The sequence below is a fragment of the Delftia sp. ZNC0008 genome (genome assembly GCF_000799035.1).
Lineage (GTDB): Bacteria > Pseudomonadota > Gammaproteobacteria > Burkholderiales > Burkholderiaceae_C > Comamonas > Comamonas tsuruhatensis.
The window spans coordinates 1-26072 of the sequence record NZ_JTKZ01000466.1; the positions used below are offsets into that span (position 1 = coordinate 1).

Sequence of the window (26072 nt, forward strand, 5' to 3'; positions counted from 1 at the left end):
CCGCGTCACGGCTACAGCCAGCACGCGCACCTGAACCTCGGCAAGGGCTTCGCGCTCAAGACCGACGACCGCACCGGCTTCCCGCTGTGCTGCGCGCGCCCGGGCATCGAGGGATGCCATGCGGCCTATGACCAGTACCGCCTGGTTGAAGGCGGCAGGGATGGGCACCGCGCCTACGGCCAGGAATGGGGCCGCATCACCCGCCACACGATCCAACAGCGCGGTCTCTGGCCCGCGCACCTGCCTCTCTGGAGCGAAGAAGCATGAAAGCCACCGACCTGACAGCGGAAGCAGTCCGCGCAATGTTCGACTACGACCCTCTGACCGGGCGGCTCAGCTATCGAGAAGATCGTCGGTGCGGGCGTGGCCGGATCTCCATGAAAGCTGGCCAAGAGGCTGGCACGCAGCGCCCTACAGGCTATCGCCTCGTCAACATCGGTGGCAAACCAATGCTGACGCACCGCCTTGCCTGGCTGCATGTGCATGGTGAATGGCCTCAGCACGACATCGACCACATCAACGGCGATCCTTCCGACAACCGGCTGGCGAATCTGCGGGATGTGCCGCACTCCGTCAACCAGCAGAACCTGCGGCGATCCACCAAAGGGCGCAAGCATGGGACTCTCATGGGCACCGCGTGGCATGCCGGGACCAGGAAATGGCGCGCGCTGATCGCCGTCAATGGCCGGCAGAAATCGCTTGGCTATTTCGCCACCGAAGAGCAGGCCCACCAGGCGTACATCGCCGGCAAACGTCGGTATCACGAGGGCTGCACCATATGAGCCATTGCATCATTCTGAAGGGCGACGACGGGCGCCTGCGAGGGTCAGGAGAGGTCAATGAGCGCGCTTTTCAAAAGTGGCGCCGCATGGTGGCGGAACTCCCTGTGGGGCAGACGCTTTCATTCAGCTTCCGACTGCCGCGCAGCCTCGCGCACCACCGCCATTTCTTTAGAAAGCTCGAGGTTCTGCTGGACCAGACCGAGGCCTTTGACGACGCCACGAAGCTGCGCCACTGGCTGCTGATGGGCGCAGGCCACTGTGATTTCGTCCCGGGCCTGGACGGCAAGCCCAACGCGATCCCCAAGAGCATGGACTTCGAGGCCATGGACGAAGCCGGATTCTGCGAGCTGCAGCGCGCGATCGACAACTTCCTGTGGACGGGGCATGCCCAAGCAGTCCTTTGGCCCGCACTGGACGTGCACCAGCGCTGGGCCTGCATGGAGAGCTTCATGGGAGGTTTCGAGCGATGAGCCAGACCGAGTACTACCTGCTGCTGATGTTGGTGCTGGTCAGCCCCCGCATGAACGAATGGGTGCGCAACGGCATGTTCGGTTTCTGCCTTGGTGCCTGCCTCTGGAAGACCTATGGAGGACTGCTCGGATGAAGCGCCACCACCAACACCGCGCACCCGCGCAGCTGCCCAAGTTCTGGCGGCCGAAGCTGGCCGAGTCCACGAAGCTGAGCGCGAAGGTCGCCCACCACGACCTGGTCCACCGGCTGGAGACCGGCACGGCCACCGTGGCCGATTTGTGGGACTGGATCGAGACCGGCTTCACCTACAGCCAGATGTTCCGGTTGCTGTGGGAAGACGGCGAGCCCCTGACGGAAGAGGCCGAGCACGCCATCGCCGCCCAGCTCAACACCTACCCGGCTGTGTGCCAGCGCCTGCGCGCCAAGAAGCGCGTGGGCCTGTCTGGGCCCGAGCTGCAGATCGCGCGCCAGGCCGCCCAGGTCTTCGACGGCCTCATCGACCTGGACCGCAACGGCATTGCAGTGGCCGCCGTGCAGTGGTCCGAGAAGCAGATGCGCCAAATCCGCCGCGCGCTCTCGATCTGAACCACGCCATCACCTATCCCTGCCAGAAAGAGGACTCCACAATGATCGAAGAACGCTACCTGTCCGCTACCAACGCCTCGAACCTGGCTGACGTGCCCCACCGCATCGGCCAGGTGGACCTGATCAAGGCCAGCGGCCTGAGCGAATACAGCATGGCCTCTCACTACCTGCGCCTCATCTCCAAGCCCACCAGGAGCGACATGGAGCGCATGCATGCCGCCCTGGTCTCCGCTGCAGAGGCGCGCGGGCATACCGACGTGCACGAATCCGTAACGCTGGCCATGGACTGGCTGATGGACCCGCGCTGCAAAGTCTGCAACGGCGCCGGCCTTGTCGAGCGCAAGGGCAAGGACCACAAGTGCCCGAAGTGCAAGGGCGAGAAATTCCGCAAGGAGCCATCCGACATGCTGGCAATGAGCCTGATCACCTATGTGCAGGAATGCCGGCGGGCCCACTCCAGCCGGATATTCAAGCGCCTGCACTGAAATTGACATGGCATAAAACGTGTGGTAACGTTTGCGCCGCGTTGTGTCGAAAGGCACGATGTTTGAGCTGTGCTCAGGCCACTCAATCCGTTGAAGCACTCCCCCGGCGTTGAAACCGGGGCAGGACAGAGATGGATTGACGCGCCCAAAAGATAGCCCGCAAGGTCCATGCCCTGCGGGCTTTTTCGTTTGCGCCCGAACCAGCCGGGACGCGCGCTGCGGGATTGGCGCGCGGGAATGTCTCGCCACAAGCTGCGGAGCTGGTCAGCGAACGGCATCCCCCCAGCGCCCCAGCAGGCGTAAGTCCGATGGGGTGACCAATTCATGCGGGGGTGTTGCAGGGGAGGAAATCCTGTGCTACCTTCTGCCCGTCCGTTAGCAATAGCACTGAACGTTCCGGTTTGCGCCGGAACGGTCGCGACCAGGAAGCCTCGATCAGCAATGACCGGGGCTTTTTTCATTTCCGCGATCAATCCGCGTACACCAATAGAGCCACCCAGTGGCCGCCCAGCAAACCGCCCCAGTGGCGGTTTTTTCGTTTCCAACCACGAAAGGACAGCTATGCAAGCATTCACGCCACTGGTCGTCATCGTTGATGGCGAGCCCCTGGCCTCAACTGAAACCATCTGCCAGGGCATGAAGGCCCAGCACGCCAGCACCATGAAGCTGCTGCGCCGGCATCGCGCCGCCATGGAGCGGTTCGGCTTGGTCAGATTTGAAATCCGGGCAAGAGCGGAAGGGTCGCATGGCGGTGGCGATGTCGAATACGCGCTTCTGAACGAGCAGCAGGCGGCCTTGCTGATTTCGCTCATGCGCAACACCGCCGCCGTCGTAGCCTTCAAGGCGGACCTGATCTCCGAGTTCTTCCGTATGCGTGATGCGTTGAACCAGCGCGGGCATGACCTATGGAAACAGTTGCAGGCCGCCATCGCCCAGGAGGTCGAGTCCAAAGTCCGCGCCTCCTTCGGATCGCACCTGATGCTGGAGCGCAAGAAGGAAAAGGCGCCGCTGCTGGCCCGCATCGAAAGCCTCAACGCCGAGATCCAGCCCGCGCTTCCGCTGCACTGACCACCACCGGTTCTTCGTGGTTGCCCGCTTCGGCGGGCTTTTTTATTCGCGGCCTTGGCCTATCGGTCGGGCATCAGCCTTCCAAGCTGAGGAGCCGGGTTCGATTCCCGGAGGCCGCTCCAGTTCGCCACCGCTCGGGCGCATCCACCACGCCTCACGCGCCAGGGACGCCTTGCCCGCAGCGGTGGCACCTATTCACAGGAGAGCGCCATGACCCCGCGCGACCAAATCCAAGAGCACGCCAAGACCCTTTCCGCCGAGATGCGGACGGCCATTCAGAAATTCCACGATGCCACAGGTGGCCTGAAGGTCGATGAGGTCTATGTTTCGTATGTGGATCACAGCGTCCGCTCCAGCCTGATCAGCGCTGACGGCGACTACATCCTGGAGGGCCGGCACGGTGCGCTCAAGGGGGTTTCTGTGCGCATTGCAGATTGGTTCTCTGACAAGTCCACCAAACAGAACTGATTGAAAGGGCCTGCCATGGCAACACCGGCAAAGGCAAAGCCGGCTGCTGACGTGGCTGGCGCACAAGACAAGAAGGCGCCCGACTGGGAGCGCATCGAGGCGGACTACCGCGCCGGCCTGCTTTCCATCCGTGAGATCGCCGCCGCGTGTGGGGTGTCCCATACCGCGATCCAGAAGCGTGCCAAGGCCCAGGGGTGGGAGCGAGACCTGCAGGCCAAGATAAAGGCGAAGGCTGATGCCCTGGTTGCCAAAGCCGAGGTTGCCAAGTCGGTTGCCACGGAGACATTGGCAACCGAGCGGGTGCTGGTTGAGGCCAATGCGCAGGTCATCGCTGATGTCCGCGTTTCCCACCGCCGCGACATTGCCCGCAATCGCGCGCTCGTCATGAAGCTCATGGAAGAGCTGGAAATCCAGACCGACAACCTCGGCTTGCTGGAGCAGCTGGAAGCCGCGCTTGCTGGAGAGGATGGCCCCGAAGGATTGCTCAAGGCATGCCAGCGCGTGACCTCCACATCTGGCCGCATCGACAGCGCCAAGAAGCTGGCCGAGGCCATGAAGGTGCTGGTGACGATGGAGCGCGAGGCATACGGCATTGCCGAGCCCACCAAGGTTGAAGTGTCGAACCCCGATGGCAGTCTGGCGCAGAAGGGGCGGGGCCTGGCCGACTTCTATGCAGACCATGTACCAGCTCAATCCGAATCTGCGTGACTTCTGGCGCACTCGCAAGCCGTACAAGCTGCTGAAGGGCGGACGGTTCTCATCGAAGACTCAGGATGCTGGCGGCATGGCCGCCTTCCTGGCGCGCAACTACTCGGTGCGGTTCCTGTGCCTGCGACAGTTCCAGAATCGGATTGCGGACTCGGTCTACACCGTGGTCAAGGAGAAGATCCAGCAGGCCGGGTGGAGCGACGAGTTCGACATCGGCGTGTCCACGATCCGGCACAGGGAGACCGGCTCCGAGTTCCTGTTCTACGGCCTAGCCCGGAACATCGAGGACATCAAGGGCACCGAGGGCGTGGATGTCTGCTGGATTGAAGAGGGCGAAGGCCTGACGGAGGAACAGTGGTCGATCATCGACCCCACCATCCGCAAGGAAGGGTCTGAGGTCTGGATTCTCTGGAACCCTGACCTGATCACCGACTTCGTGCAGGCCAAGCTGCCCGCGCTGCTGGGTGACGATTGCGTCATCCGCCACATCAACTACCTGGATAACCCGTTCCTCTCGGAAACGGCCAGGAAGAAGGCCGCGCGGCTCAAGGAGGTCGATCCAGACGCCTATCGCCACATCTACCTGGGGCAGCCGCGCACCAGTGATGACGCCGCAGTGATCAAGTTCGCGTGGGTGGAGGCTGCTGTCGATGCTCATCTGAAGCTCGGCATCAGCCTGTCTGGCGCGCGCGCGGTCGGCTATGACGTGGCCGACTCCGGCGCCGACAAGAACGCCTGCTCGATCTTCGACGGCGCCGTGTGCCTGGAGATGGACGAATGGTCCGCGCCCGAGGATGAGTTGAACCAGTCCACGAAGCGGGCATGGGCGCATGTGGCCGGCGGCTCGCTGGTCTACGACTCGATTGGTGTCGGGGCGCACGTGGGATCGACGCTGGCCGACATGGGCGTGAAGTCGGGCTATCACAAGTTCAACGCTGCTGGCGCGGTCATCAACCCGGATCTGGAGTACGCGCCCAAGGTCAAGAACAAGGACAAGTTCGAGAACCTGAAGGCACAGGCCTGGCAGGACGTGGCCGACCGGCTGCGGAACACCTTCAACGCCGTGACCAAGGGCGAGAAGTTCGAGCCGAGCGAGCTGATCAGCATCAGCGGCGGCATTGCCAAGCTGGAGCAGCTAAAGGTGGAGCTATCCACCCCGCGCCGGCGCTACAGCAAGCGAGGGCTGGACATCGTGGAGCCGAAGGATGCGCTGGCCAAGCGCGGCGTGCCTTCGCCCAACCTGGCCGACGCTTTCATCATGGGCGCGTGCCCGCATCTGGTCGAACGATCTGGATATTCCTGGAGAGGCTTCTGATGGGCATCATCAAAAACATGGCTGATGGGCTCGTCAACATCGTGGCGAACCTGGGCACCGCGCGCGACAAGGCGGCGCACAACCAGTACGTGGACACGCTGCTGGCCGGGCCCGCGCTGCTGGCCGCGTACCGCAACTCCTGGTTAGCCCGGGCCATCATCGACTACCCGGCAGAGGACTCGACCCGGAAATGGCGCCAGTGGCGCGCCGAGGCTGAGCAGATCACCAAGATTGAGCGGCTGGAGAAGCAGCTGCACCTCAAGCGCCGCGTGCAGGATGCCGTGACGGCCGCGCGGCTGTATGGCGGGTCGGCGATCTACCTGAACACCAAGACGGCGAAGCAGGAGCTGCCGCTGCAGGCGGGCAAGGAGGAGGTCCGGTCCCTGGTGGTGCTGACCCGGAATAACCTGACCCCGGACCAGGTGGTGCGCGACATCGACAACCCGTTCTACGGGCGACCGGAGTTCTACACACTGGCCACGGGCGACAACGCCGGCCAGGTGCGCATCCACGCCAGCCGGCTGGTGATCTTCCGAGGTGCCACGCTGCCTGAGGATGCGAACACCGCCACGGCGAACCAGGGCTGGGGTGACAGCGTGCTGCAATCCACGATGGATGCCGTCCAGCAGATGGACGGCACCATGGCCAACATGGCCTCCCTGGTCTTTGAGGCCAAGGTGGACGTGCTGAAGTTCAAGGGCTTCGCCGACCTGCTGGCGGACGGGGGCAATGACGCCCAGGTCACGCGCCGGCTGAGCACGCAGGCGGCCATGAAGGGCATCAACGGCGCCCTGGTCATCGACGCCGAGGACGACTACGAGCAGAAGAGCGCCAACTTCGCCGGCCTGCCGGACGTGGTGGCCAAGTTCATGGACGCCGTGGCCGGTGCCTCGCGCATACCGGTCACGCGCCTGTACGGCCGCGCCGCCGTGGGCCTGTCTGGCTCCGGCGACGGCGACGAGCGCGTGTACTTCGACCGCATCGGGCACATCCAGGCCACGGAGATCCAGCCGGCCATGGAGCTGCTGGACGAATGCCTGATCTGGCAGGCCCTGGGCAAGCGGCCCGAGGAGATCTATTTCGAGTGGCGCCCACTGCGGCAGCTGACCGAGACGGAGCGGGCCGACATCTTCAGCAAGACGGCCTCGGCCGCGCGCTCGCTGGCTGGCGCCACTGCTGGCGAGCTGATCCCCATGGACGCGCTGTCCGATGCGCTGGTCAACGAGCTGACGGAGCAGGGGATGCTGCCCGGCCTGGAGCAGGCGGTGGAGGAGTTCGGGAGCCTGCGCGAGCAAGGCCTGCCGGCAGAGGGCGAGGAAGACCCGCCAGCCACTGGCGCCGCGCCGCTGGCCGATGCCGCGCCGCGCCCCCTGTACGTCAGCCGCAAGGTGCTCAACGCCGCCGAGATCCTAGCCCATTACCGGGAGCAGGGCGTCGGCGATCTGGTGGCCGCCGCAGACATGCACGTGACCATCACCTACAGCCGCCAGCCCGTGAACTGGATGGCGATGGGCGAGGCCTGGGGCAGCGAGCTGACGGTCAACGCCGGCGGCGCGCGGCTGATGGAGGCCTTCGGGGAAAGCAAGGACACGGCCGTGCTGGCGTTCGTCAGCAGCAGCCTGTCCTGGCGCCATGAGGAGATGGTCCGAGCCGGCGCGACATGGGACTGGCCGGAGTACCAGCCGCACGTCTCGATCTCCTACGCCTTCGCCGGCGACATCGATGCCATCGAGCCATGGCGCGGCGAGATCAAGCTGGGCCCCGAGATCTTCGAGGCCCTGGACGAAAACTGGAAGGAGAGCTGACATGGAAACTTTTCAACAGCCAAAGATCACCGGATACCGCCAGCTGACCGAGGCCGAGGCGGCCCTGATGAACGAGATCAAGGCCCAGGGCGTGGTGCTTGGGGAGTTGGTCGAGCGTCTGCGGGCCGCTCCCGATGTGGATGGCCGCTGGGCTGCCATCGGGGCGACTGACCTGCAGACGGGCCTGATGGCGCTCACTCGCGCCGTGGCCCGGCCGACGACCTTCTGAGGCCCGCCATGAACGTGAAATTCGCTGACCGCGTGGCCGTGGGCGAGCTGAAGGAGACCCGCGAGGGCTACCTGGTGGCCACGGCCCGCGTCGCGCGCACCGGCGTGCAGCTGTACTACGCGAGCGAGCTGGGCGACGTGGCGCGGGATGCGGGCTTCAAGCCAGGCGACGTGGTGCGGGTCTATCGGCACGCCGACGAGGTTTTCGCCAAGGACTCGCTGGCCAGCATCACCCGGCTGCCCGTGACCGTTGATCACCCGGCCGAGGAGGTCACCGCGGCGAACTGGCAGCAACTGGCCGTGGGGGAGGTGGGCGACGCCTACGCCACCGAGCCCGAGTGGATCGTGGTCAATCCCATGATCAAGGACGCCGGGGCAGCCAAGGCCGCGCGCACGACCCATCAGGAGATCTCGATGGGCTACAGCGCCGCGATCGTCCCGGCCCGTGACGGCCTGGAGGCCGACTTCGAGCAGCGCGGCATCCGCTACAACCACCTCGCCCTGGTGCCCAAGGGCCGCGCCGGCGAGATGGCACGCATCGGCGATTCCTGGGGCGCGAGCCCTGTCCAAGATTTTCAACCGGGCATTTCGCCCAAATCCAAAGGAGGGCTTATGCCTGACATGAAGACGGTGGTGCTGGGCGACAAGGCCGTCCAAGTTGCCGACACCGATGTTGCTCTGATCGAGCAGTACAAGACCGACATGGCGCGCAAGCTGACCGATGCCGAGTCCAAGCACGCCGCGGCCATCGCAGCCAAGGACGAAGACATCGGCAAGCTGCGCGCTGATCTGGCGACCGCCCAGGCCGCAGCCAACATCGATGTGGATTCCCTGGTGGCCGCGCGCTCCGAGCTGGTGGGCCTGGTCAAGACCATGGACGCCAGCATCGACCCCAAGGGCAAGACCGACGCCGAGCTGCGCAAGGCCGCCGTGCTGGCCAAGCTGGGCGACAGCATCGTCAAGGACGCCAGCGACGCCGAGATCACCGGCATGTTCAAGGCTCTGGCCAAGGACGCCGCCACCACGAACCCCGTGGCCACCGCGCTGCGCCAAGGCGTGGTCAACGTGGGCGACGCCCAGTCCCTGGCCGACAAGGCGCTGGCCACCGCCAATGCCGACCTCAACGCCTGGCGCACCAAGCAGTAAAGGAGGGCACACAACATGCCTATTCAGTTCAAGGAAAACCTCGTCGCTTTCGCTGTTGGCCGCCGCGTCAACATGGAAGAGTGGAACACCATCACTCGCACTAAGGAAGGCTCCGGTACGCTGGGCTTCGGCGTCCCCGTCAAGCCCGGCACTGGCGCGCACACCTGCGTGCAGATCACGGCCACCACCGGTGAAAACGTGCTGGGCATCACCGAGGCCTCGCAGGTCCTGCCGCGCTCCGGTGACGGCTACGCGCAGTACGACAACGTCGGCATCTGCGAATCCGGCGTCATCGGCGTGCTGCTGGGTGCCAACGTGACCAAGGGCCAAGCCGCCCGCTGGAACACGGCCGCCAACAACTGGACCGGCGCTGCCCAGTCCGCCACCGTGGTGACCATCCCCGGCGCGCAGTTCGAGGAAGACGGCGTCAGCGGCGCGGTCGGCGTCGTGCGCTACCGCCGCCCCGTCCCTTCGCTTTCCGTTTCGGGAGCCTAAAAAATGCACCAATTCAACGACCAACAAGCACTCGCGTTCGTCACCAACCAGGCCTACCAGGTCAACCAACGTGTGTACGAGTCGCGCCACCCCGACTGGGAGTTCGGCCGTCTGATCTTCGTGGACAGCTCGGCGCCCGAGTGGTCCCCGGGTATCCTGACCTACACGTCCGACAGCACCGGCCGCGCCAACTGGCAGTCCGGCTACGCCAAGGACATCCCGCTGGCCGATGTCAACCAGGACATGCAGACCAAGACCTTCCAGCTGGCGGCCATCGGCTACCAGTGGAATCTGGAGGAGGTCAACACGACCATGGCCTTCCCTGGTGCAAGCCTGTCGGATCGCCGCGCGCGCGCCGCTCGCCTGGCGTACATGAAGTTCATGTACGACCTGACCCTGAAGGGCGCGCCTGAAAAGGGCATGGGCGGCCTGATCAACTACAGCGGCGTCGTGACGGTCAACGCTCCGGCGGACGGCACCGGCAGCTCCACGCTGTGGGTGAACGCGGCTGGCGTGGGCCAGAAGACCCCGGCCCAGATCGTGCGCGACATCAACATCGCGCTGCAGGGCATCTCGCTGGCCACCTTCGAGACCGAGCTGGCAGACACCATCCTGCTGCCCGTGGAGGCCTACAACTACATCGCCGCGACGCCCTACAGCGCCACGACGATGGAGACCATCCTGTCGTTCGTGCTGCGCACCAACCTGTACACCATGCAGACCGGTCGTCCCCTGACCATCCGCACGGTGCGCGAGCTTGGCACGGGCGCCGCCAACGGCACCACGGGCCGCATGGTGGCCTACAAGAACGACGGCGATTACGTGAAGCTGCACTTGCCCATGCCGCACCGCTTCCTGCCGGTGTACCAGGACGGCCCGCTCAACTACGCGGTGCCCGGCATCTTCCGCACCGGCGGCGTCGAGCTGCTGACCACGGTGGCCATGCGCTACTTGGACCAGATCAGCGAACCGCCCACCCCCTGACGGGTCTGGGTTGAGGGCTACGGCCCTTGACCCGGCATACACAGCCCATTGCCCCGCAGTGGGCTTTTCTATGCCTGGAGCGACCATGAAAAAGATCACGAACCTGACCAACAGCCCCTATGACCTACAGGGCGTCGATGGCCCGGTGCGCCTGCCGGCCTTCGGCAGCGTCGAGGGCGAGTTCTCTGGCGAGTACCTGGACCTGCTGGCTGCCAGCATGGCCGTGCGCTTGGAGGGTGCTGAAGCGCCCGCGCCGGAGCTGACCGCCGCCGAGGACCTGCACGGCGTCGATGCTGCTGCTGAGCCCGCGGACGTGCGCTCCCAGTACGAGGCCCTGGCCGGCAAGCCTGCAGACAAACGCTGGTCCGACAAGCGCGTGGCGGAAGAGCTCGCCAAGCTGCAGAAGGCCTGACCATGGCGGCATACGGAACAGATGATGGCCTGACGGCCTGGCTGACGGCCCAGGGCCTGGCCTTGCCACCTGGCGCCACGCCCGCTACGCTGCGCGCGATCGGCAGCGCCTATGTGGATGCGGCATACGAGACCAGGCTGCAGTGCAGCCACCGCGCCGGCGGCTTCTCCCAGGAGCTGGCCTGGCCGCGCGCCGGTCACCGGGTGAACGGCCAGCCCGTGCCCGAGGACCTGATCCCGCCGGCCTGGATCAATGCCAGCTACCGGGCGGCCTACCTGCAGGCGATCACGCCAGGCTGGGCAACGGGAAGCACCGATCCCAACCGCATCACCAAGCGCGAGAAGGTGGACGTGATCGAGCGCGAGTTCTTCTCGGCGGCTGATGTCGGCGGCGGTGCCTCGGCGGCCGGAATGGCCTCGGACGCCATCATCAATGGGATGGTCCTGCCCTGGCTGTGCTCCAGCAAGCGCCGGGCCGACACGCTGTTCAGGGTGATCTGATGGCCGACTTCTACAGCGAGATGGCCGCCATGACGCGCGGCCTGCTGGCACCGACCAGCCAGGGCGGCCTGGGCCAGGGCGAGATCGTGCTGACCCGCAAGACGCCCGGCACGCCCGGGCCGAACCCGTGGGATCCCGTGGAGCCCGTCACGCAGTCGGAGACGCTGCGCGGCGCGGTGCGCGGTGTGAGCCAGCGCCTGGTCGGAACGGAGATGGGCGGCACGGTGATCCTGGCGTCCGACCGGCAGGCCATCTGCGAGGTGCCCCAGATGCAGTACCAGGCTGGCGACACGCTTTCGGTGGATGGCACGCCAGTCCACATCATCGCCTTCGAGCGCATCCCGGCTGCGGGCACCACGTCGGCAGTGCGCTTCACGATTCGAGGTTGACCATGGCCACGCGCCCCACGATGTCCCAGGCGCGCCTGTTCGCGCTGCTGATCGCCGAGCTGCGGCCTGAGGTGCACCGCGCCTTCATGGCCTCCGTGACGGACCTGCAGGCCAACGTGGATTGGCGCGCGCTGCTGGACGCACTGGCGCGCTTCGACACCCCCGCCGCCATCGCGGCGCTGCACATTGACCCGGCCGCCTGGGCTGAATACAGCTCTGTCATGACCGACACCTACGCCAAGGCCGGCGCATCTACGGCGGCGCAGATCCAGGCGCAGGGCCTGGCCGGGATTGGCAACCGCTTCCGGATGACCAGCCCCGGCGCCCAGGAGTGGATCGCCGAGAACGTGGCCGGCCGTGTGGTGGGGTTCAGCCAGGAGCAGGCAGAGGTGGCGCGCCGCGTCATCGAATCCGGTTATGCCCAGGGCCAGGGCCCGCGCAACATCGCCGTGGACCTGGTTGGCCGAGCCACTGGCGGCACTGCCCGCGAGGGTGGTGTGCTGGGCCTGGACGGCCCGCGCGCCGCGCGCCTGCAGGCTGTGACCGAGGGAATGCGCACGGCAGAGGGTGTCCGGGCCCTGGTGATCGAGCACGTCGACGGCACGCTTTCGGTGCGCTACCAGGTCAACACCGCCACGGAGCAGCGGATCCTGAAGGCCTACAAGGCTGGCAAAGCCGTGCCGGACGCAGAGAGGGCCATCAGCGAGCGCCAGTACCGAAACGCATTGCTGAAGGCTCGGGCCGACACGGTGGCCGAGACGGAGACCGCCAACGCGGTGATGTCGGCGCGGATGGAGCAGTGGAAGCAGCTGGCGGATTCTGGCGTTGTCGACCCAGCGAACGTGATCAAGACTTGGCGCCATCGTCGTGGTGCCTCTCTTTACCACCGACCCGATCATCTCGCCAAATCCGGCAAGTCAGTGCGCGGTCTGTTCACGCCATTTGTATTTCCGGATGGCGCAGCGCTTCAATTTGCCCACGACCCGAAAGGCGGAGCGAAGCACGTGATCCGTTGCGGCTGTGACACTGAATTTCGCGTCGATCACGCAGCCGGGCTGGAGTAGCCAACTGGATGCATGAACAGTAAAATAAGCGAGCCCGCAAAGGACTGGCATCCGATGCGGGCTCTGACCAAACCATCATTCGAAGGAGGAATGAAAGCATGGCTGCGCGCATTTTACCGACGCCTGAGCAACTGCGAGAGCTGCTCCGCTACGAGCCTGACACCGGCAAGCTGTTCTGGCTGCCGAGGCCACGAGAACTTTTCGCAACAAAGCGGTCGTTCAGCTTGTGGAATACCCGTTTCTCTGGGAAAGAGGCGTTCATCACAGTGGGCCCTGTTGGCTACAGATATGGCGCCGTCTTCGGCCACAAGATGTATGCCCATCGGGTCATCTGGGCGATGCAATCCGGCTCTTGGCCGCGCGCAGACATAGATCACATCAACGGTTGCAGAACTGACAATCGGTTCTGCAATTTGAGGGCTGCCACGCGTGCTGAGAACCTGATGAACATGAGTGGTTCGCGCGGAGCATCTGGCGTCAAAGGCGTTTCCCTGCTCGCCAACGGGATCTTCCGTGCCGAGATCAGGGCTTACGGGAAGAGATTCAACCTGGGACGCTTCAAAACCCTGGGCGAGGCCGCGAAAGCCTACGCCGAGGCAGCACATCGTTTGCATGGAGAGTTTGCGAGGACCGAATGACTAATTCATTCTCTGCGGCTATAGGTCAGTGGGCGTCGGAGTCGAAAGAGCGCATGACTGCCGTTTACCGCCGGTCGTTTGAACTGCTCGGTGAAGAGATGGCCAGGTCAAAGAACGAGGGCGGACGGGTTCCGTACAAGACGGGCAATCTGTCGAGATCCATCCTGGCATCGACTCAGGGTATGCCGAAGACGGCAATTGGCCCCTTTTCAGGAAGCAACGTAGGAGTGGTGGCTGCCACGCTTCGGCTGGATCAGCCGGCGTGGATCGGCTATCAAGCCATTTATGCCAGACGCATGAACTATGGCTTCGTCGGCGCTGACAAGCTGGGCCGCGTGTTCAACCAGGCCGGCAGCCACTTCCTGGAGGGCGCCATTGACGCCTGGCCACAGATCGTGGCCCAGGCTGCGAAAGAGATCCAGGGCGCCGTGGAGGGCCGTCAATGAGCGCAGGTATCGAGACATCCATCTGGCTGGCCCTGAAGTCGCGCATCGACACGCTGCCGCTGGCCTATCCGAGGGCGTGGCCGGGGCAGACGTTCCAGGTGCCCAGCACCGGCGGCCAGCTGCTGCCGTTCCTGCGCATCGGCCGTGTCACGGTGGCGCCGTCGCGCCAGCTGCTCGCCGACGGCAAGCCGCACGAGCGCAGCGGGTCGCTGATGCTCACCCTGGTGCAGCCGCTGGGCCAGGACGTGGCGGTCTACGACCAGATCGCCGCGGGCATCGCCGAACACTTCATCGACGGCACGCAGATGCGCTACGGCGCCGTGTGCGTGGCCGTCAGCTCGTACCCGCATGTACAGGAGGGCTACGAGGACACGGGGTACTGGACAGTTCCCGTTCGCATCCCCTGGCGATGTTTTGCATGAAAGGAGGTGGCCATGTGCCCTGACTGCAAGGCGCGGCAACAGCTCGCGCGCGATGCCCTCTACCGGGCGAAGGTGGGCGAGGCCTTGGGCCACGTCGTGAAAGGCGCTGCCGAGATGGTGGGGCTGAAGGAAAAGACCGGCTCTGCTGAGCTGGCCGAGCAACAGGCGCCGCGCGCTGAACGCCGGGCCAAGAAGGGCGCCACGCCCACCGAATAGCGCCCCGCGCGGGCGTCAGCATCGTTTTTTCAACCGACCCGGCCCAGCGCCGGGTTTTTCGTTTCGCCGCCCCTGTGCGGCTTTTTTGCGTAGGAGCAAACACTATGAGCGGTGGACTCTACCCCATTGCGGGTTCGAAGATCTTCATCGGCGGTCCCGTCACCGCCAAGGGCACGGTCGCGGCATCTGACTTCCAGGGCGCCGTCTGGACCGAGATTGGCGGCTGGGCGAACGCCGGCAGCATCGGCGACACCCAGAACGTGGCCGAGCAGGACCTGATCAACGAGCGGCGCACCCGCAAGATCAAGACCACGCGCAACGCCGGCACCATGGAGTCGCAGTTCGTGCCTATGGCCACGGACCCCGGCCAGATCAAGTTCAAGCAGGCCATCGAGGAATGCCGGCCGTACCAGTGGAAGATCGAATGGGGCGCGGACTGCCAGCCTTCGTCCGAGGTCGCCATCAGCATCGCCACGCCGGGCGTTGTGACCTGGAATGGTCACGGCTTGGCAGCGGGCCAGCCGGTGGTCTTCACGAACGAGGGCGGCGCGCTCCCAACAGGCCTGACGGCTGACACGGTGTACTACGTGGTCGCCACGGGGCTGACTCCCAACGCGTTCAGCGTGGCTGCCACCCCTGGCGGCGCCGCGATCGATACCACTGGCACCAGCACTGGCGTCACCACGGCCACCGCCCCCCCGGCAGGCATGACGGACCTCTTCTTTGGTTATGCCATGCCCGGCGCCCGCTCTGGTGGCGCTGCGACTGCCGTGCATCTGCGCACGTGGTCTGTCGCGGTCGACAGCAACATCATCGAGGTCTGACCTCGGCTCACTGAAACCCCGAAAGGGGCCAGGGGCCGGGGGGAGTGGTTCACCCGCCGGCCCCGCCTGAACCATCGAACCGAGGAATTCGCAAAATGGACATCAATAGCCTCATCGTGACCGACGAAGGTCTCGCAGCACTGGACAACGGCGCCTGGGTGCGCGACATCGGCGGCATGCCGGGCCTGGCCCTGAAGGTGCGCGGCCTGACCTCGCCCGACGTGCAGAAGGCGATCACCGCCAAGCAGGCCGCCCTGCGCGCCAAAAACAAGGGCAAGCCCCTCGAAGCTGAACAGCTGGCCAAGACCATGAACGAGATCCTGGCTGAGCAGGTGCTGAAGGACTGGGAGGGCATCGAGGATGCCGGCCAGCCCGTAGCCTACGACCAGGCGCTGGCCACCAAGTGGATCACCTCGCGCAACGGCGAGAAGTTCGCCTCCATCGTGCTGCGCGCGGCCCAGATGGTCGATGCCGACGCCAACGCCTTCGTGGAGGAGGCGGGAAAAAACTCGTCGCCCGCCTGAAGTGGGCACTTGAAAACCCCGACGCGGCCGAGACCATCGCGGACTACGTGCGCTTCGGGCAGGAGATCCCCAAGACGCTCATCCCGCCAGAGCTGACCGACGTGGAGTGGCCGATCTGGCGGGCCTTCTGGGAGCTGTCCACCGAGCGCGGTGTCGGCATGGGTCCCGGGCCGATCCCGATCTCAGCCATCCGCGCCGCCGGCCAGGCACTGGGCCTGCAGGAGCAGTTCTTCAAGCCCATCGTCCGCGCCATGGACAACGCCTACCTCTCGCACGTCACCGGCAAGGAGAAGACCTTCAGCCGGGAAATGATGCGCAAGGGATGAGCCGGCCGGAGCGGGCCGGCGCTTCTTCACCTGGCCCGCTACGCGCGGGCCGCCACATTTCAGGAGGCAGTATGGACTGCAAACCCATCCCCAAGGACCTTGAGTCCGAAGCCCTGAGCGCCGAGGCGTGGAACCACCTGGCGGAATATGCGCCGCGCCTAGTTCGGGCCGCGGCTGAAGGCCTGGGCGTGTCGCTCGGGGCCATCCGTCAAATGGCCGCAGAAGGGCGGATCACATCAGCGGTGCTGGCGGGCGCCTTCCAAAAGAAGGCGCAGGACCAGCAGCAGGAGGACTGCGACCGCATGGCCGAGATCGATGCGAAGGCCGTCGCCTACGGATTCAGTCACGCCGATGTCTTGCGCGCGCTAGATGCCGTGGGCATGCCAGAGTTCGCCGCGGGCGACATGCTCGCCAGGGTGCATCCCGGCGAAGCCATCGTGCCGGCCAAGTTCGACCATTGGCCCGAAGCGCTGGCTCTGGGCCGCGAGATTGTCCGGCTCAACACCCAGATCGCCCGGATTCTGGACCGTTGGGACAGCGACGGCACGCCCAACCAGCGGGCATGATCCTCACCATTCGGAGTTTGCTACGATGGCTACAGTTACAAAAATTGGAGCGAACGTGATCACATACAAGGCCATCTCCGAAATCTTTGCTTCCCACAAAAGGGACCAGCAGGACCAGATTGATGCGATGAAGACCGCCGCGCGCGACTTACTCGATGCCTATGTGGAAAGCTTGGACCTGACATCAACCACATGGGTGAACGCTGCAGGTCATGATGAGCCGTATGTCCAGATGGGCAAGTTTGACGGCCACTCGCACACTGCCAAAAGGGTTCAGGTGATATGCGCGGGTGGTGCAGACCCGAAGATACAGTTCAGCATTTCCCTGGCTCTTCAGTCTTCGCCGGATCTTTTGCCAGACACCTTTGTGAACGTAGACATGGAAATGTCGATGTGCACCAACGAATTCCGGCTCACCATGCTCGACTCGGGACGTGCCATCGGAATTCCTTTCGAAGGCGGGGAGGGAAGATTCGGCGCCGCCTGCTCGGTGATCAGCCAATGCATTCTGTCTGCGTTTACTGTAAAAAAAGCGCGCTGATAATCTTCTGAACATAGGTGCGCTACGATCAGCGCCATGTAACTGCCTGGAGGGCGTATGCGAGTATTGGTCTATATCGGCGCCGTGATCGCGGCCATTTGCCTGCTGTTCTCGTTCTTTGTGACAGGGGCCCCGCAGCAGGCCGCACTGGCGGGAATGGCCTGCGCCTTCGCCATCATCCCCTACGTCCTCTTCCGAGTCCAAGCGACAGCCATTGCTGAAGACCATCACAGAGAGTTGATGGAACTGCTGAAGCAGAAGCAGTAAACACGTCCAGATAGAGCTAGCCACCTCCGGGTGGCTTTTTTTATGCCCGCACGGTAATCCCTGCGGGCTTTTTGTTGGGGTTGAATATGGAAGTCGCAGCACTCGGATTGCGTGTGGACGCCAGCGGCGTGGACGGCGCGGCCAAATCACTCGAGAACCTCACCACACAGGGCGCGCGCGCTGAGAAGTCTCTGAGCAGCGTTGAGGGTGCGGCATCGAAGACGGGCAATTCGCTCAAGACACTGGGTGATGGTTCGGCCAAGGGACTGGGGGCCGTGTCGTCTTCTGCATCGGCAGCGGCTGCAAGCGTGCAAGGCCTGGGCGGCAGCACGAAGTCCGCCCAGCTCTCACTGCGCGAAATGCTGGCCCAGGCGGCCAGCGCCAGCCAATCTGTGGCTCAACTGGCCTCAGCCATGACGGCAGCAGCGAATGCCGCTCAGGCCGGCGCCAAGGCGCAGGCGGACGCCGCCAAGTCTGCTCAGGAGATGGGGCGGGCTTTCCAAGCCGCCAGCGAGCAGGCAAAGGGATACAGCGCTGCTGCGCAACAGGCCTTTGCGACGAGTAAGGAAGGTGCGGCGGGTGCGTCCGAGGCCTTCGGTCTGCTGCGCACTGCAATGGTCGCTGTGGCCTCGCTTACCGTGGTGAAGCAGTTCGCCACGATGGCCGACGCGATGACCAATGTGAATTCGCGGTTGAAGCTGGTGACCTCCAGTTCCCAAGAACTCGTGACGGTGCAGGCGCAGTTGTTCTCGGTCGCCCAAAGCACGCGCATTCGCTACACCGATTTGGTAGACACGTTCGCGCAGATGTCGCGTGCCACCAAGGAGCTTGGAGTCTCTCAGCGTGACATGCTCAAGGTCACGGAGACCATCAGCCAGGCGGTGACGATCTCGGGCGGTTCAGCTGCGTCTGCACAGGCTGCCCTGGTGCAGCTGTCTCAGGGCTTCGCTGCCGGCGCGCTGCGTGGCGAAGAACTGAATTCGGTGATGGAGCAAACGCCCCGATTGGCCCAGGCCATCGCGCAAGGTTTGGGCGTGAGCATTGGCGAATTGCGCCGTCTCGGCGGCGAGGGGGAGTTGACGGCCGAGAAGGTGCTGGGCGCGCTGCAGAAGTCTTCCGAACAGGTGAAGACCGAGTTCGATCAGATGAGCGTGACCATTGAGCAGTCACTGACCAGGGTCGGCAACAGCGTGATGAACCTGGTTGGCACGGTTGACCAGCTGGCCGGTGCATCTTCTGGCGTTGCCGGCATTTTCTCGCGCTTCTCAACGAACCTGGACTCGCTGGATGGACAGGTAAAGGCGATGGCGTCAGCCAACAGCCTGTCGGACTTTTTCTTCACGGCCTTCAACACCGAGCAAAGGCTCAACGAAGAGCTGGCCGTCACTCAATCCGAGTTGAGCAACCTGAGGACACGGCTGGAGGCCAACCCGGACAACATCTATTTGAAGTCCGCGACGGCTGATGCTCAGGCGCTGGTTGGCCAGTTGAATGCTGCAATCGGCCGAATGGCCGTGCTGAAACAGGCTGGCAGCGCATCCGCAGCTGGCGGAAACGGCGATCCCTATAACGACGGTTCGGCATACAGCGGCTACCAGAAACTGGAGAAGGACCGCGAGGATGCGGCGCATCGCCTGGCCCAGATCACCTCTCGGCAAAACGGCATTACGAAGCAGTTTCTGGCCGACCTGAAGACCTACCAGGACGCCCTGAAGACAGGCGTCATTACCGAAAAGGAGTACGCCGAGGCGGTAAATCAGGCCAATAAAAAGCGCTACGAAGGCACTGAGGCTGGCAAGGAGGCCGCGAAGCAGGCGAAGGCGAATGCTGCAGCGGGGAAGCACGAGCAAACCGCGTACATGGGACTCAAAGCCTCCATCGAGGAAAAGATCGCCCTCAACCAGCAGGAGGTCAATTTCTCCGGTCGAATCAACGAGGCCCAGAAGGCAGAGATCAAGCTGAACGAGGACCTGCGGAGCGGGAAGCTCAAGCTGACCGCTGCGGATGAAGCCACCCTTCGCGCGCGCATCGAGATTTGGAAGCAGCAGGAAAAGCAGAAAGACCAGGCCAAGCGCGAAGTGGCCATGTACCAGCAGCAGTCCGAGGCGGCCCAGCAGCTCGCCGACGAATACGTGCGCCAGTCCAAGGCCGTCGAGTCGGTGCGCGTGGCCAGCGACAAGGCCGACCAGGCCCTGCGGGACCAGCTGGAGCGCATGGGCGTGGAGGAATCCATGATCGGCCGCACCACGGCCGCGCGCGAACTGGCCGTGGCCATGCTGGACGCAGAGATCGAGCGTCGCAATGCCCTGAACGCCATCGACAGCAACCTCGACATCAACGAGACCGTGCGCCAGGAGCAGCGCATCAAGGTGGAAGAGCGCTACGCCCTGCGCGTGTCGCTGGCCCAGCGCAAGGTCTACGTGACCGAGTGGGACAAGACCAGCCAGCTGATCAGCGACACGCTGTCCGACTACATCATGCGCGGCGGGGAAGATGCAGCGCAGTACCTGAAGCGGCTGTTTGCCACGCTGGTGCTGCAGCCGGTCGTCCAGGCCGTGGTGGGCGGGCTCATCGGCGGCGGCGGTGCCGGCGGCGCGGCCGCGACGAGCCTTCTGGGCAGTGGTGCCTCGGGGCTGGTCAGCAACCTGCTGTTCGGCGGCATGTCGCTGACCACGGTTGGCAGTTCCATCGGCGCCGGCATCATGGCCACGCTGACTGGCTCCAGCCTGGGCGGCGCGGGCGCGGCCGGCATCCTGGCCGGCGGCTCGTCGGCGCTGGGCATGCTGGGCGGTGCGTTGCCATACCTGGGCGCCGGCCTGGCCGTGCTCAAGATCCTGTCCGGCGACTGGTTCGGCAGCCGTGGCCCCAACCACTCGGGCGGCGTGGCCTCCACGGCGACGCAGGACCGTGCCGAGGCCGCGCGCCAGGCGCTGGGCGTCGATGCCTGGGGCAACACCCTGGGCGACTTCACCTCGCGTGGCAACGCCGAGATCGACAAGCAGCTGGACACCACCCTGAAAGGGATGCTGGACCTGTACAAGCAACTGGCCAAGATCGGCGGCGCCACGGTGAAGGACATCGACATCGCGGCCGGATTCAGCGTCAACCCGAAGCACGGCGACGAAGGCGCGATGGGCTTCTTCCAGATCATCGACAAGGCCACGGGCGAGATCCTGTCCCGGTTCAAGGATCGGGAGATGGACACCGACCCCCAGAAGGCCTGGGCCAAGTTCGTTGCCGAGATGGGTGGCGCGCTTGTCACGGAGATCAAGAAGGGCGACATTCCCGGCTGGATGAAGGAGGAGCTGGACGCCCTGGGCGACGACGTGACGCTGGAGGGGCTGAACGCCGCGATCCAGCGCATTGCTGTCATCGATGCTGCATTCAAGGGCTGGGCGGACACGGTGATCGGGTTCGCGAACCTGACGGCGAAGGCCCAGACCGAGCTACTCAAGTTCTCCAACGGCATCGAGGCGCTGGCCAACAACGTCAACGCCTTCTATGCCAGCTTCTACAGCGAGCAGGAGAGGGCCGAGATCTTGCAGCGACAAGTGCGTGACCAGCTCAAAAAGCTGGGCATCGACATCGATCCTGCAGGCGGCGAGGCTGCGAAGAAGGCCTTCCGCAAGCTGATCGAGGATGCGCTGGCCTCTGGCAACAACGAACTGGCGGCAAAGCTGCTGGCCCTGGCGCAGCTGTTCGGCGTGGCGGCCGACGCGGCGCAGAAGTCGGCCGAGGTGGCCGCTGATGCCGCGAAGACCGCTGCGGAGGAGGCCGCGCGCGCGCTGGAAGAGGCGCAGCAGAAGGCCAAGGACTTGGCCATGGCCAACTTCGAAGCGGCCATTGCCCGAGAGCAGCAGTACTGGCAAGCCGTGGCGTCCAACGCTCAGGAGGCCGTGCAGGCGATCACGGGCATCCTGACGCCTCTGAAGCAGGCGGCCAAGGAGCTGTTCGGCAGCATCGAGTCTGCGGGCCAGATGCAAGCGGTGCAGGGAATGCTGTACATCGAGCGGGCCATTGCGGGCCTGCGCGGTGGCGCCAAGCTGTCTAGCTACGACGGGCTCACGGACGCGATCAGCGCGGCGCGCGGCGGCATCACATCGGGTCGTTACGCATCGCAGTTTGAACGCGACCGTGATGCCCTGGTGCTGGCCAACCAGCTCAAGCAGATCGCCGGCTTCGGAGACCTGCAACTCAGCGTCGAGGAAAGGCAGCTGAAGAACTCGCAAGAGCAACTCCAGAAGCTGGACAAGACGCTGGGCTACTGGCGGGATCTGCTCGACGGCAACAAGGCGCAGATCGATGCGACGCTCAGCGTGGAAGCAGCGATCAAGGCGCTGGAGGCGCTGCTTTTCCCGGAAAAACCTCCCGCATCGGGCGGCGGCTCTGGGCCGGGCAAGACGCCAACGCCAGACTGGGGCGGCGGTGGTGGTGGCGGATTCCAGCCGGCGAACAGCGGCAAGTACAAGACGCCCACGGCGATCTTGGGCGGCGGCGCGGTCATCTACGACTACGCCGCTCCTGACTACGAGAAGCGTCTCGACAGCCTCGCGCCGACGTTCGAAAAGTACCGGGGTACTGGCGATTTCACGGGTCTGGCAGAAGACTTCCGAGCCGCTGGTGGGACCGCCAGGGACCTCGCGTACTTGTATGGCTTCAGCGAGTCGGATGTGCTGGCCGCCCTGGACCGCAACGGCATCCCGCGTTTTGACGTGGGGACGAACCGCGTGCCGCAGGACATGCTGGCCATGGTCCACAAGAACGAAGCCATCGTGCCTGCGGCGTTCAACCCTTGGGCTGGTGGCTCATTGGGAGGGGACCTGGGTCTGGAGTTCCGCGCAATGCGTGCCGAACTCGCGCAACTGCGTGAGGACCAGCGCGCCCAGGCCTCCGCGACCTTGAGCCTGCAACGGCAAACCGCAAAGATTATCCAGAGCTGGGACGGCGATGGACTCCCTCATGAACGACAGGAGCAAAACGCATGAACCAACTGCGTGTGGTTAATCCACTGCAGGTCACCTCTGCGATGCTGGTGAGCACGGACGTGCCAGAGAACGACTATCCCGAGTGGTCCTCTGGCACAACCTATGCAATCGGCGCCCGGGTGATCCTGGCTGCTCAGCACAAGGTCTACGAAAGCGCGTCGGACGGCAATGTCGGGAACAACCCAGCAACGCCGTCCGCCACGCCGAAGTGGAAAGAGGTTGGGCCTACAAATCGCTGGAAAGTCTTCGATGAGTCCAACTCTTCCCAAACTGTTCAGGCCAACAAGATCACATACAGAATTCGCCCTGGTCAATCCATTCCAGCTATCGGGGTTTTAAATATCCGTGCTGGCGTGGAAATCAAGGTCACTGTATTTGACGCTGGCGGAACTCAGGTGACACAGCGTGTTATCAGGTTGGCGCGCTACCCTGTGGCATCGTCTTGGTGGACCTGGTATTTCGGGGAAAAGCGCGCGCCTACGCAGGCTCTGATCACGGATTTGCCTTCGTATCCAACTGGAGAAATCCTGATTGAAGTTACCGGCACTTCGCAATTGGCGGTTGGCGTGATTCTTCTTGGTGTGGTTCGGGAATTTGGTCTTTGGGTAAAGGCCGGCGCGCGGGTTGGCATCCAAGACTATTCGCGTAAAGAGCGAACAGAGTTCGGAGACACTGTAATTGTCGAGCGTGCGTTTGCGAAAAGGGCAACACTGCAGCTTTGCGTCGCATCAGGTGAGGTAGATGCGCTTAATGCATTTATGGCAGAAGTGCGAGCAAAAGCTTGTCTTTGGATTGGATCCGAAAGGTATGAATCCACAACAGTTTATGGTTTCTACAAGAACTACGACTTCGGAATTGATTACTACGACTACTCCACATTTGAAGTGGATCTTGAGGGCCTGACATGACCGACATCATTGCACCACCGACCATCTCGGCGCTGCCGCCAGCGCCGTTGCCAACCGACACCCCGACCGAGTTCGATGCCAAAGCGTTTGCGATGGTTGCTGCCCAGGTTGGGTTTGTCCCCCAGGCCAATGCTCTGGCATCCAACGTCTTCGGCAATGCCACTGCCGCTTTTGAGCGGACTGCGATAGCCCAGGCTGCAGCACTGACTGCGACGACACAAGCAGACGCCGCGCTTGGCTATCGCAACCAAGCCGGCAATTCTGCGACTGCGGCAGCCGGCAGTGCGAGCACTGCTTCCTCGGCTGCGGGCACGGCCACGGACAGTCTCGCGGCAATGCAGGTCATGTACCTGGGGTCCAAGGCTGTCACCTCGCACCCGACGACCGACAACATGGGCAATCCGCTGCAGGCCGGCGCGCTTTACACCAACACGGGCACGAATGCCTCGATCAACAAGCGAGGCTGGTGGTGGGATGGTGCGATGTGGCAGTTGGCATGGGGCGAATTTACCGGCGCATACCTCCCAATCACAGGAGGGGTGCTGCAAGGACACCTGAGCGTGCCGGCCGGGGCGACCGGCAACCAGGTGCCTCGGGCAAATGAGGTGATGCCTCGCGCGGCGGCTTATTACAGCACTGCGACGCCCATGTCTGCATCCCCGCCAGGAACCGTTGGCTTCTTTGAGTCCACGACTGGGGGCGGCACTGATTGGCCTATGCAAGGTAGCTTGACCGTGCATGGGTGGGTAGTGGAGACGTGGGATCGAGGTGGAGTCCGTACTGTGCAGACTGCGACGTTCGCCATGGCGTCGGGGTCTCTTGCTCAGGGCACACAATTCCGTAGATACCAAGTTGACGGTGTGTGGCATCCGTGGGCAAGAGCCGTTTCGGATCTTGATTTTCGTGAAAAAGTCTATGCAACAAACACCGGAGTTGGACCAGGTGATGCGAAGGTTTACTACCTTGACCCATCAAAGGGCTCAATTCATCAGCTGACAGTGCAGTACAACACGTACTTTACGGGAGCTCTTCGTGGTCTGGGTGATCAGATAACACTGCGTTTGAAATTCTCGGGAGGGGCGTGGCCCATAAGTTTCAACACTAATTTCAGGTTTCCTGCAGGCGCCGGATTTCCAACATACGCATCTGGACAAACACTTACGATGACCTTCTTCAACACCGAAGGTTCGTACATAGACGGATTTATTGCAGGAGTGCACAACCCATGACAGCGCGCTGGATAATGGCTTCTGGTGGGCAAGGTGTAATACTTAACTTTTCAGGGTTAAGCATTAATCCCGATCTTCTAGCACTTGCTAGGGCTCAGGGATGGCTAGGCTACGGGAAAATAACAATTAACGTCCTCTCCGGTGGAGATGTCGGCGCTCTAGTGATTCCTAATGATTTCCCGGACGAATCTGTCATTATCATAAATAATGGAAGAATTGGGGGATACGGCGGTAGTCGAAACTCCCGTGGAGGTACGGGCATATACACGCGCCGCAAGATCACGGTCACGAATAACGGCACCATATTCGGTGGTGGTGGCGGCGGCGGTGATGGCGGTGATGCAACGATATGCGCTTATTCCTCGTGCAGCATAGGTCGTGGCGGCGGTGGCGGTGTTGGTGGTGGATATGTCCTCGTGTCGTCGGTTTACCAGTACCGGCAAACCGGAGGCGTCGGTAATCAGGGGTCAAATGACTCGATACCTGGGGTAAATTCTGCTTCTGGCGGAAGAGGTGGCGATGGTGGCGCAATTGGATTAGCTGGTCAATCTGGGTCATCCGGATCAACAAGTGGAACGTCTGAGCCGGGTTCCCCGTCCTATACCACTCCTGGCACTGGAGGGCCTGCAGGATATTACGTTGATGGCAATTCATTTGTTACCTGGCTTGTCGCAGGGACGCGGATCGGAAATGTGATTTAAAGGGGATAATATGTATATTGACAAAGAAACAGGCGATTATCCGTTGAATATCTCACAGATACAGGAAAGGCACCCGCTGACAATGATGGCGCACAATTTGATGCGCTATGCGCTCGTTGAGCGCTCGGAGCCGCCTGAGCACAACGCGGACACGCACAAGCCCGTCGAGATCGAGCCCGTGGAAATCGACGGCGTGTGGCGGCAGCAGTGGTCTGTTGTGCCGCTGTCGGCAGAGGAGCTGCAGGCCGTGGCCGCCGCAAAGGCCAAAGCCGAGCAGGAGGCACGGGATGCAGCGCGCGTGCGCGTCACCAAGCGCCAGGCGCTGCTCGCCCTGTACGACCTCAAGAGCATCCGTGAGGAGGCCATCCTGGCGGCGATCAACTCCATTGAGGACGAGCACGCGCGCTATCGAACGCTGGTCGATTGGCAGGGCGCAGCAACGATTGAGAACGACAGCCCGACTGTGCTGCTGCTTGCCGCTGCGCTCAACATCACGGCCGATCTGCCAACCCTGTTCGATTACGCCGAGGCCCTGTAGGCCGAGATCACCCAACACCAACCCGCTTCGGCGGGT

The 26072-nt window shown here is 63.5% G+C and carries 33 protein-coding genes, 1 tRNA gene and 1 pseudogene; all 35 read left to right on the forward strand.

Annotation, left to right across the window (positions count from 1 at the left end; translation table 11 throughout):
- Positions 1-267 (forward strand): annotated as a pseudogene (locus L995_RS15495) (hypothetical protein); the annotation flags it as partial.
- Positions 264-782: an HNH endonuclease gene (locus tag L995_RS15500; protein WP_047472531.1), complete on the forward strand. Its 519-nt coding sequence runs from the start codon at positions 264-266 to the stop codon at positions 780-782. The pseudogene L995_RS15495 and the gene L995_RS15500, both read left to right, overlap by 4 nt.
- A gap of 86 nt (positions 783-868) precedes the next feature.
- The gene (locus L995_RS15505) at positions 869-1252 is read left to right on the forward strand and encodes a DUF1367 family protein (RefSeq protein WP_231574443.1); all 384 of its coding nucleotides are present in this window, start codon (positions 869-871) and stop codon (positions 1250-1252) included.
- Positions 1249-1386 carry a hypothetical protein gene (locus L995_RS33185; RefSeq protein WP_156136083.1) on the forward strand — a complete coding sequence of 46 codons (138 nt, stop codon included), beginning with the start codon at positions 1249-1251 and terminating at the stop codon, positions 1384-1386. The genes L995_RS15505 and L995_RS33185 overlap by 4 nt, the downstream gene beginning before the upstream one ends.
- A complete protein-coding gene (locus L995_RS15510) occupies positions 1383-1838 on the forward strand; it encodes a hypothetical protein (protein WP_047472533.1) in 456 nt (151 codons plus the stop codon). Before L995_RS33185 ends, L995_RS15510 begins: the two co-directional genes overlap by 4 nt.
- Positions 1839-1879: 41 nt before the next feature.
- On the forward strand, positions 1880-2323 hold the full coding sequence (locus L995_RS15515) for a zinc finger-like domain-containing protein (RefSeq protein ID WP_047472534.1): 444 nt from the start codon (positions 1880-1882) through the stop codon (positions 2321-2323).
- 441 nt (positions 2324-2764) lie between these two features.
- Positions 2765-3391, forward strand: coding sequence for a Rha family transcriptional regulator (locus L995_RS15520; RefSeq protein ID WP_231574444.1), 627 nt, complete (start codon positions 2765-2767; stop codon positions 3389-3391).
- Between the two features lie 48 nt (positions 3392-3439).
- Positions 3440-3513, forward strand: a tRNA-Gly gene (locus L995_RS15525).
- 88 nt (positions 3514-3601) lie between these two features.
- A complete protein-coding gene (locus tag L995_RS15530; RefSeq protein WP_047472536.1) occupies positions 3602-3859 on the forward strand; it encodes a hypothetical protein in 258 nt (85 codons plus the stop codon).
- Between the two features lie 15 nt (positions 3860-3874).
- A complete protein-coding gene (locus tag L995_RS15535; protein WP_052195810.1) occupies positions 3875-4567 on the forward strand; it encodes a hypothetical protein in 693 nt (230 codons plus the stop codon).
- Positions 4539-5882, forward strand: coding sequence for a PBSX family phage terminase large subunit (locus L995_RS15540; RefSeq protein ID WP_047472570.1), 1344 nt, complete (start codon positions 4539-4541; stop codon positions 5880-5882). The genes L995_RS15535 and L995_RS15540 overlap by 29 nt, the downstream gene beginning before the upstream one ends.
- A complete protein-coding gene (locus tag L995_RS15545) occupies positions 5882-7687 on the forward strand; it encodes a phage portal protein (protein ID WP_047472538.1) in 1806 nt (601 codons plus the stop codon). The genes L995_RS15540 and L995_RS15545 overlap by 1 nt, the downstream gene beginning before the upstream one ends.
- A 1-nt stretch (position 7688) precedes the next feature.
- Positions 7689-7916 (forward strand): Acb2/Tad1 domain-containing protein, encoded by a 228-nt coding sequence (locus L995_RS15550; protein ID WP_047472539.1) that lies wholly within the window; start codon positions 7689-7691, stop codon positions 7914-7916.
- An 8-nt stretch (positions 7917-7924) separates the two neighbouring features.
- Complete coding sequence (locus tag L995_RS15555; RefSeq protein ID WP_052195812.1) at positions 7925-9061, forward strand: DUF2213 domain-containing protein; 1137 nt, start codon at positions 7925-7927, stop codon at positions 9059-9061.
- Between the two features lie 15 nt (positions 9062-9076).
- On the forward strand, positions 9077-9556 hold the full coding sequence (locus L995_RS15560) for a structural cement protein Gp24 (RefSeq protein WP_047472540.1): 480 nt from the start codon (positions 9077-9079) through the stop codon (positions 9554-9556).
- 3 nt (positions 9557-9559) lie between these two features.
- Complete coding sequence (locus L995_RS15565; protein ID WP_047472541.1) at positions 9560-10540, forward strand: DUF2184 domain-containing protein; 981 nt, start codon at positions 9560-9562, stop codon at positions 10538-10540.
- An 85-nt stretch (positions 10541-10625) separates the two neighbouring features.
- Complete coding sequence (locus L995_RS15570) at positions 10626-10952, forward strand: hypothetical protein (protein ID WP_047472542.1); 327 nt, start codon at positions 10626-10628, stop codon at positions 10950-10952.
- 2 nt (positions 10953-10954) lie between these two features.
- Complete coding sequence (locus tag L995_RS15575) at positions 10955-11452, forward strand: DnaT-like ssDNA-binding protein (protein ID WP_052195813.1); 498 nt, start codon at positions 10955-10957, stop codon at positions 11450-11452.
- The gene (locus tag L995_RS15580; protein ID WP_047472543.1) at positions 11452-11841 is read left to right on the forward strand and encodes a hypothetical protein; all 390 of its coding nucleotides are present in this window, start codon (positions 11452-11454) and stop codon (positions 11839-11841) included. Before L995_RS15575 ends, L995_RS15580 begins: the two co-directional genes overlap by 1 nt.
- A 2-nt stretch (positions 11842-11843) precedes the next feature.
- Positions 11844-12905 carry a hypothetical protein gene (locus L995_RS15585; protein WP_047472544.1) on the forward strand — a complete coding sequence of 354 codons (1062 nt, stop codon included), beginning with the start codon at positions 11844-11846 and terminating at the stop codon, positions 12903-12905.
- 98 nt (positions 12906-13003) lie between these two features.
- Complete coding sequence (locus L995_RS15590) at positions 13004-13543, forward strand: HNH endonuclease (RefSeq protein WP_047472545.1); 540 nt, start codon at positions 13004-13006, stop codon at positions 13541-13543.
- 53 nt (positions 13544-13596) lie between these two features.
- Complete coding sequence (locus L995_RS33190; RefSeq protein WP_156136084.1) at positions 13597-13989, forward strand: hypothetical protein; 393 nt, start codon at positions 13597-13599, stop codon at positions 13987-13989.
- Positions 13986-14411, forward strand: a complete 426-nt coding sequence (locus L995_RS15600; protein ID WP_047472547.1) for a DUF4128 domain-containing protein — start codon at positions 13986-13988, stop codon at positions 14409-14411. The genes L995_RS33190 and L995_RS15600 overlap by 4 nt, the downstream gene beginning before the upstream one ends.
- Before the next feature lie 12 nt (positions 14412-14423).
- Positions 14424-14627 (forward strand): hypothetical protein, encoded by a 204-nt coding sequence (locus L995_RS15605; RefSeq protein WP_047472548.1) that lies wholly within the window; start codon positions 14424-14426, stop codon positions 14625-14627.
- A 104-nt stretch (positions 14628-14731) separates the two neighbouring features.
- Entirely contained in the window at positions 14732-15451 is a 720-nt protein-coding gene (locus L995_RS15610) for a hypothetical protein (RefSeq protein ID WP_047472549.1), read from the forward strand.
- Between the two features lie 95 nt (positions 15452-15546).
- Positions 15547-15975, forward strand: coding sequence for a hypothetical protein (locus L995_RS15615; protein WP_047472550.1), 429 nt, complete (start codon positions 15547-15549; stop codon positions 15973-15975).
- 47 nt (positions 15976-16022) lie between these two features.
- Entirely contained in the window at positions 16023-16301 is a 279-nt protein-coding gene (locus L995_RS15620; RefSeq protein WP_047472551.1) for a phage tail assembly chaperone, read from the forward strand.
- Positions 16302-16372: 71 nt separating this feature from the next.
- A complete protein-coding gene (locus L995_RS15625; RefSeq protein ID WP_047472552.1) occupies positions 16373-16867 on the forward strand; it encodes a tape measure protein in 495 nt (164 codons plus the stop codon).
- A 55-nt stretch (positions 16868-16922) separates the two neighbouring features.
- Positions 16923-17408: a hypothetical protein gene (locus L995_RS15630; protein ID WP_156136085.1), complete on the forward strand. Its 486-nt coding sequence runs from the start codon at positions 16923-16925 to the stop codon at positions 17406-17408.
- 57 nt (positions 17409-17465) lie between these two features.
- Complete coding sequence (locus tag L995_RS15635; RefSeq protein WP_047472573.1) at positions 17466-17675, forward strand: hypothetical protein; 210 nt, start codon at positions 17466-17468, stop codon at positions 17673-17675.
- Positions 17676-17761: 86 nt separating this feature from the next.
- Complete coding sequence (locus L995_RS15640; protein ID WP_082001560.1) at positions 17762-22660, forward strand: tape measure protein; 4899 nt, start codon at positions 17762-17764, stop codon at positions 22658-22660.
- Complete coding sequence (locus tag L995_RS32080) at positions 22657-23568, forward strand: carbohydrate-binding protein (RefSeq protein WP_082001561.1); 912 nt, start codon at positions 22657-22659, stop codon at positions 23566-23568. The genes L995_RS15640 and L995_RS32080 overlap by 4 nt, the downstream gene beginning before the upstream one ends.
- Positions 23565-24797, forward strand: a complete 1233-nt coding sequence (locus tag L995_RS33195) for a hypothetical protein (protein ID WP_156136086.1) — start codon at positions 23565-23567, stop codon at positions 24795-24797. The genes L995_RS32080 and L995_RS33195 overlap by 4 nt, the downstream gene beginning before the upstream one ends.
- Entirely contained in the window at positions 24794-25498 is a 705-nt protein-coding gene (locus L995_RS32085) for a hypothetical protein (protein ID WP_082001562.1), read from the forward strand. Before L995_RS33195 ends, L995_RS32085 begins: the two co-directional genes overlap by 4 nt.
- A 10-nt stretch (positions 25499-25508) precedes the next feature.
- Positions 25509-26036: a hypothetical protein gene (locus L995_RS15645; protein WP_082001563.1), complete on the forward strand. Its 528-nt coding sequence runs from the start codon at positions 25509-25511 to the stop codon at positions 26034-26036.
- The last annotated feature ends 36 nt before the right edge of the window (positions 26037-26072 follow it).

What these genes read in the sequence shown, in the direction of transcription:
- L995_RS15610 (WP_047472549.1), top strand. Translation starts at nt 14,732, where the DNA reads ATGAGCGGTGGACTCTACCCCATTGCGGGTTCGAAGATCTTCATCGGC.
- L995_RS15510 (WP_047472533.1), top strand. Translation starts at nt 1,383, where the DNA reads ATGAAGCGCCACCACCAACACCGCGCACCCGCGCAGCTGCCCAAGTTC.
- L995_RS15560 (WP_047472540.1), top strand. Translation starts at nt 9,077, where the DNA reads ATGCCTATTCAGTTCAAGGAAAACCTCGTCGCTTTCGCTGTTGGCCGC.
- L995_RS15625 (WP_047472552.1), top strand. Translation starts at nt 16,373, where the DNA reads ATGGACTGCAAACCCATCCCCAAGGACCTTGAGTCCGAAGCCCTGAGC.
- L995_RS15570 (WP_047472542.1), top strand. Translation starts at nt 10,626, where the DNA reads ATGAAAAAGATCACGAACCTGACCAACAGCCCCTATGACCTACAGGGC.
- L995_RS15530 (WP_047472536.1), top strand. Translation starts at nt 3,602, where the DNA reads ATGACCCCGCGCGACCAAATCCAAGAGCACGCCAAGACCCTTTCCGCC.
- L995_RS15550 (WP_047472539.1), top strand. Translation starts at nt 7,689, where the DNA reads ATGGAAACTTTTCAACAGCCAAAGATCACCGGATACCGCCAGCTGACC.
- L995_RS15555 (WP_052195812.1), top strand. Translation starts at nt 7,925, where the DNA reads ATGAACGTGAAATTCGCTGACCGCGTGGCCGTGGGCGAGCTGAAGGAG.
- L995_RS15500 (WP_047472531.1), top strand. Translation starts at nt 264, where the DNA reads ATGAAAGCCACCGACCTGACAGCGGAAGCAGTCCGCGCAATGTTCGAC.
- L995_RS15520 (WP_231574444.1), top strand. Translation starts at nt 2,765, where the DNA reads ATGACCGGGGCTTTTTTCATTTCCGCGATCAATCCGCGTACACCAATA.
- L995_RS33185 (WP_156136083.1), top strand. Translation starts at nt 1,249, where the DNA reads ATGAGCCAGACCGAGTACTACCTGCTGCTGATGTTGGTGCTGGTCAGC.
- L995_RS15645 (WP_082001563.1), top strand. Translation starts at nt 25,509, where the DNA reads ATGTATATTGACAAAGAAACAGGCGATTATCCGTTGAATATCTCACAG.
- L995_RS32085 (WP_082001562.1), top strand. Translation starts at nt 24,794, where the DNA reads ATGACAGCGCGCTGGATAATGGCTTCTGGTGGGCAAGGTGTAATACTT.
- L995_RS15635 (WP_047472573.1), top strand. Translation starts at nt 17,466, where the DNA reads ATGCGAGTATTGGTCTATATCGGCGCCGTGATCGCGGCCATTTGCCTG.
- L995_RS15565 (WP_047472541.1), top strand. Translation starts at nt 9,560, where the DNA reads ATGCACCAATTCAACGACCAACAAGCACTCGCGTTCGTCACCAACCAG.
- L995_RS15615 (WP_047472550.1), top strand. Translation starts at nt 15,547, where the DNA reads ATGGACATCAATAGCCTCATCGTGACCGACGAAGGTCTCGCAGCACTG.
- L995_RS33190 (WP_156136084.1), top strand. Translation starts at nt 13,597, where the DNA reads ATGACTGCCGTTTACCGCCGGTCGTTTGAACTGCTCGGTGAAGAGATG.
- L995_RS15585 (WP_047472544.1), top strand. Translation starts at nt 11,844, where the DNA reads ATGGCCACGCGCCCCACGATGTCCCAGGCGCGCCTGTTCGCGCTGCTG.
- L995_RS15640 (WP_082001560.1), top strand. Translation starts at nt 17,762, where the DNA reads ATGGAAGTCGCAGCACTCGGATTGCGTGTGGACGCCAGCGGCGTGGAC.
- L995_RS15540 (WP_047472570.1), top strand. Translation starts at nt 4,539, where the DNA reads ATGTACCAGCTCAATCCGAATCTGCGTGACTTCTGGCGCACTCGCAAG.
- L995_RS15515 (WP_047472534.1), top strand. Translation starts at nt 1,880, where the DNA reads ATGATCGAAGAACGCTACCTGTCCGCTACCAACGCCTCGAACCTGGCT.
- L995_RS15590 (WP_047472545.1), top strand. Translation starts at nt 13,004, where the DNA reads ATGGCTGCGCGCATTTTACCGACGCCTGAGCAACTGCGAGAGCTGCTC.
- L995_RS15545 (WP_047472538.1), top strand. Translation starts at nt 5,882, where the DNA reads ATGGGCATCATCAAAAACATGGCTGATGGGCTCGTCAACATCGTGGCG.
- L995_RS15535 (WP_052195810.1), top strand. Translation starts at nt 3,875, where the DNA reads ATGGCAACACCGGCAAAGGCAAAGCCGGCTGCTGACGTGGCTGGCGCA.
- L995_RS15605 (WP_047472548.1), top strand. Translation starts at nt 14,424, where the DNA reads ATGTGCCCTGACTGCAAGGCGCGGCAACAGCTCGCGCGCGATGCCCTC.
- L995_RS15600 (WP_047472547.1), top strand. Translation starts at nt 13,986, where the DNA reads ATGAGCGCAGGTATCGAGACATCCATCTGGCTGGCCCTGAAGTCGCGC.
- L995_RS33195 (WP_156136086.1), top strand. Translation starts at nt 23,565, where the DNA reads ATGACCGACATCATTGCACCACCGACCATCTCGGCGCTGCCGCCAGCG.
- L995_RS32080 (WP_082001561.1), top strand. Translation starts at nt 22,657, where the DNA reads ATGAACCAACTGCGTGTGGTTAATCCACTGCAGGTCACCTCTGCGATG.
- L995_RS15580 (WP_047472543.1), top strand. Translation starts at nt 11,452, where the DNA reads ATGGCCGACTTCTACAGCGAGATGGCCGCCATGACGCGCGGCCTGCTG.
- L995_RS15505 (WP_231574443.1), top strand. Translation starts at nt 869, where the DNA reads ATGGTGGCGGAACTCCCTGTGGGGCAGACGCTTTCATTCAGCTTCCGA.
- L995_RS15575 (WP_052195813.1), top strand. Translation starts at nt 10,955, where the DNA reads ATGGCGGCATACGGAACAGATGATGGCCTGACGGCCTGGCTGACGGCC.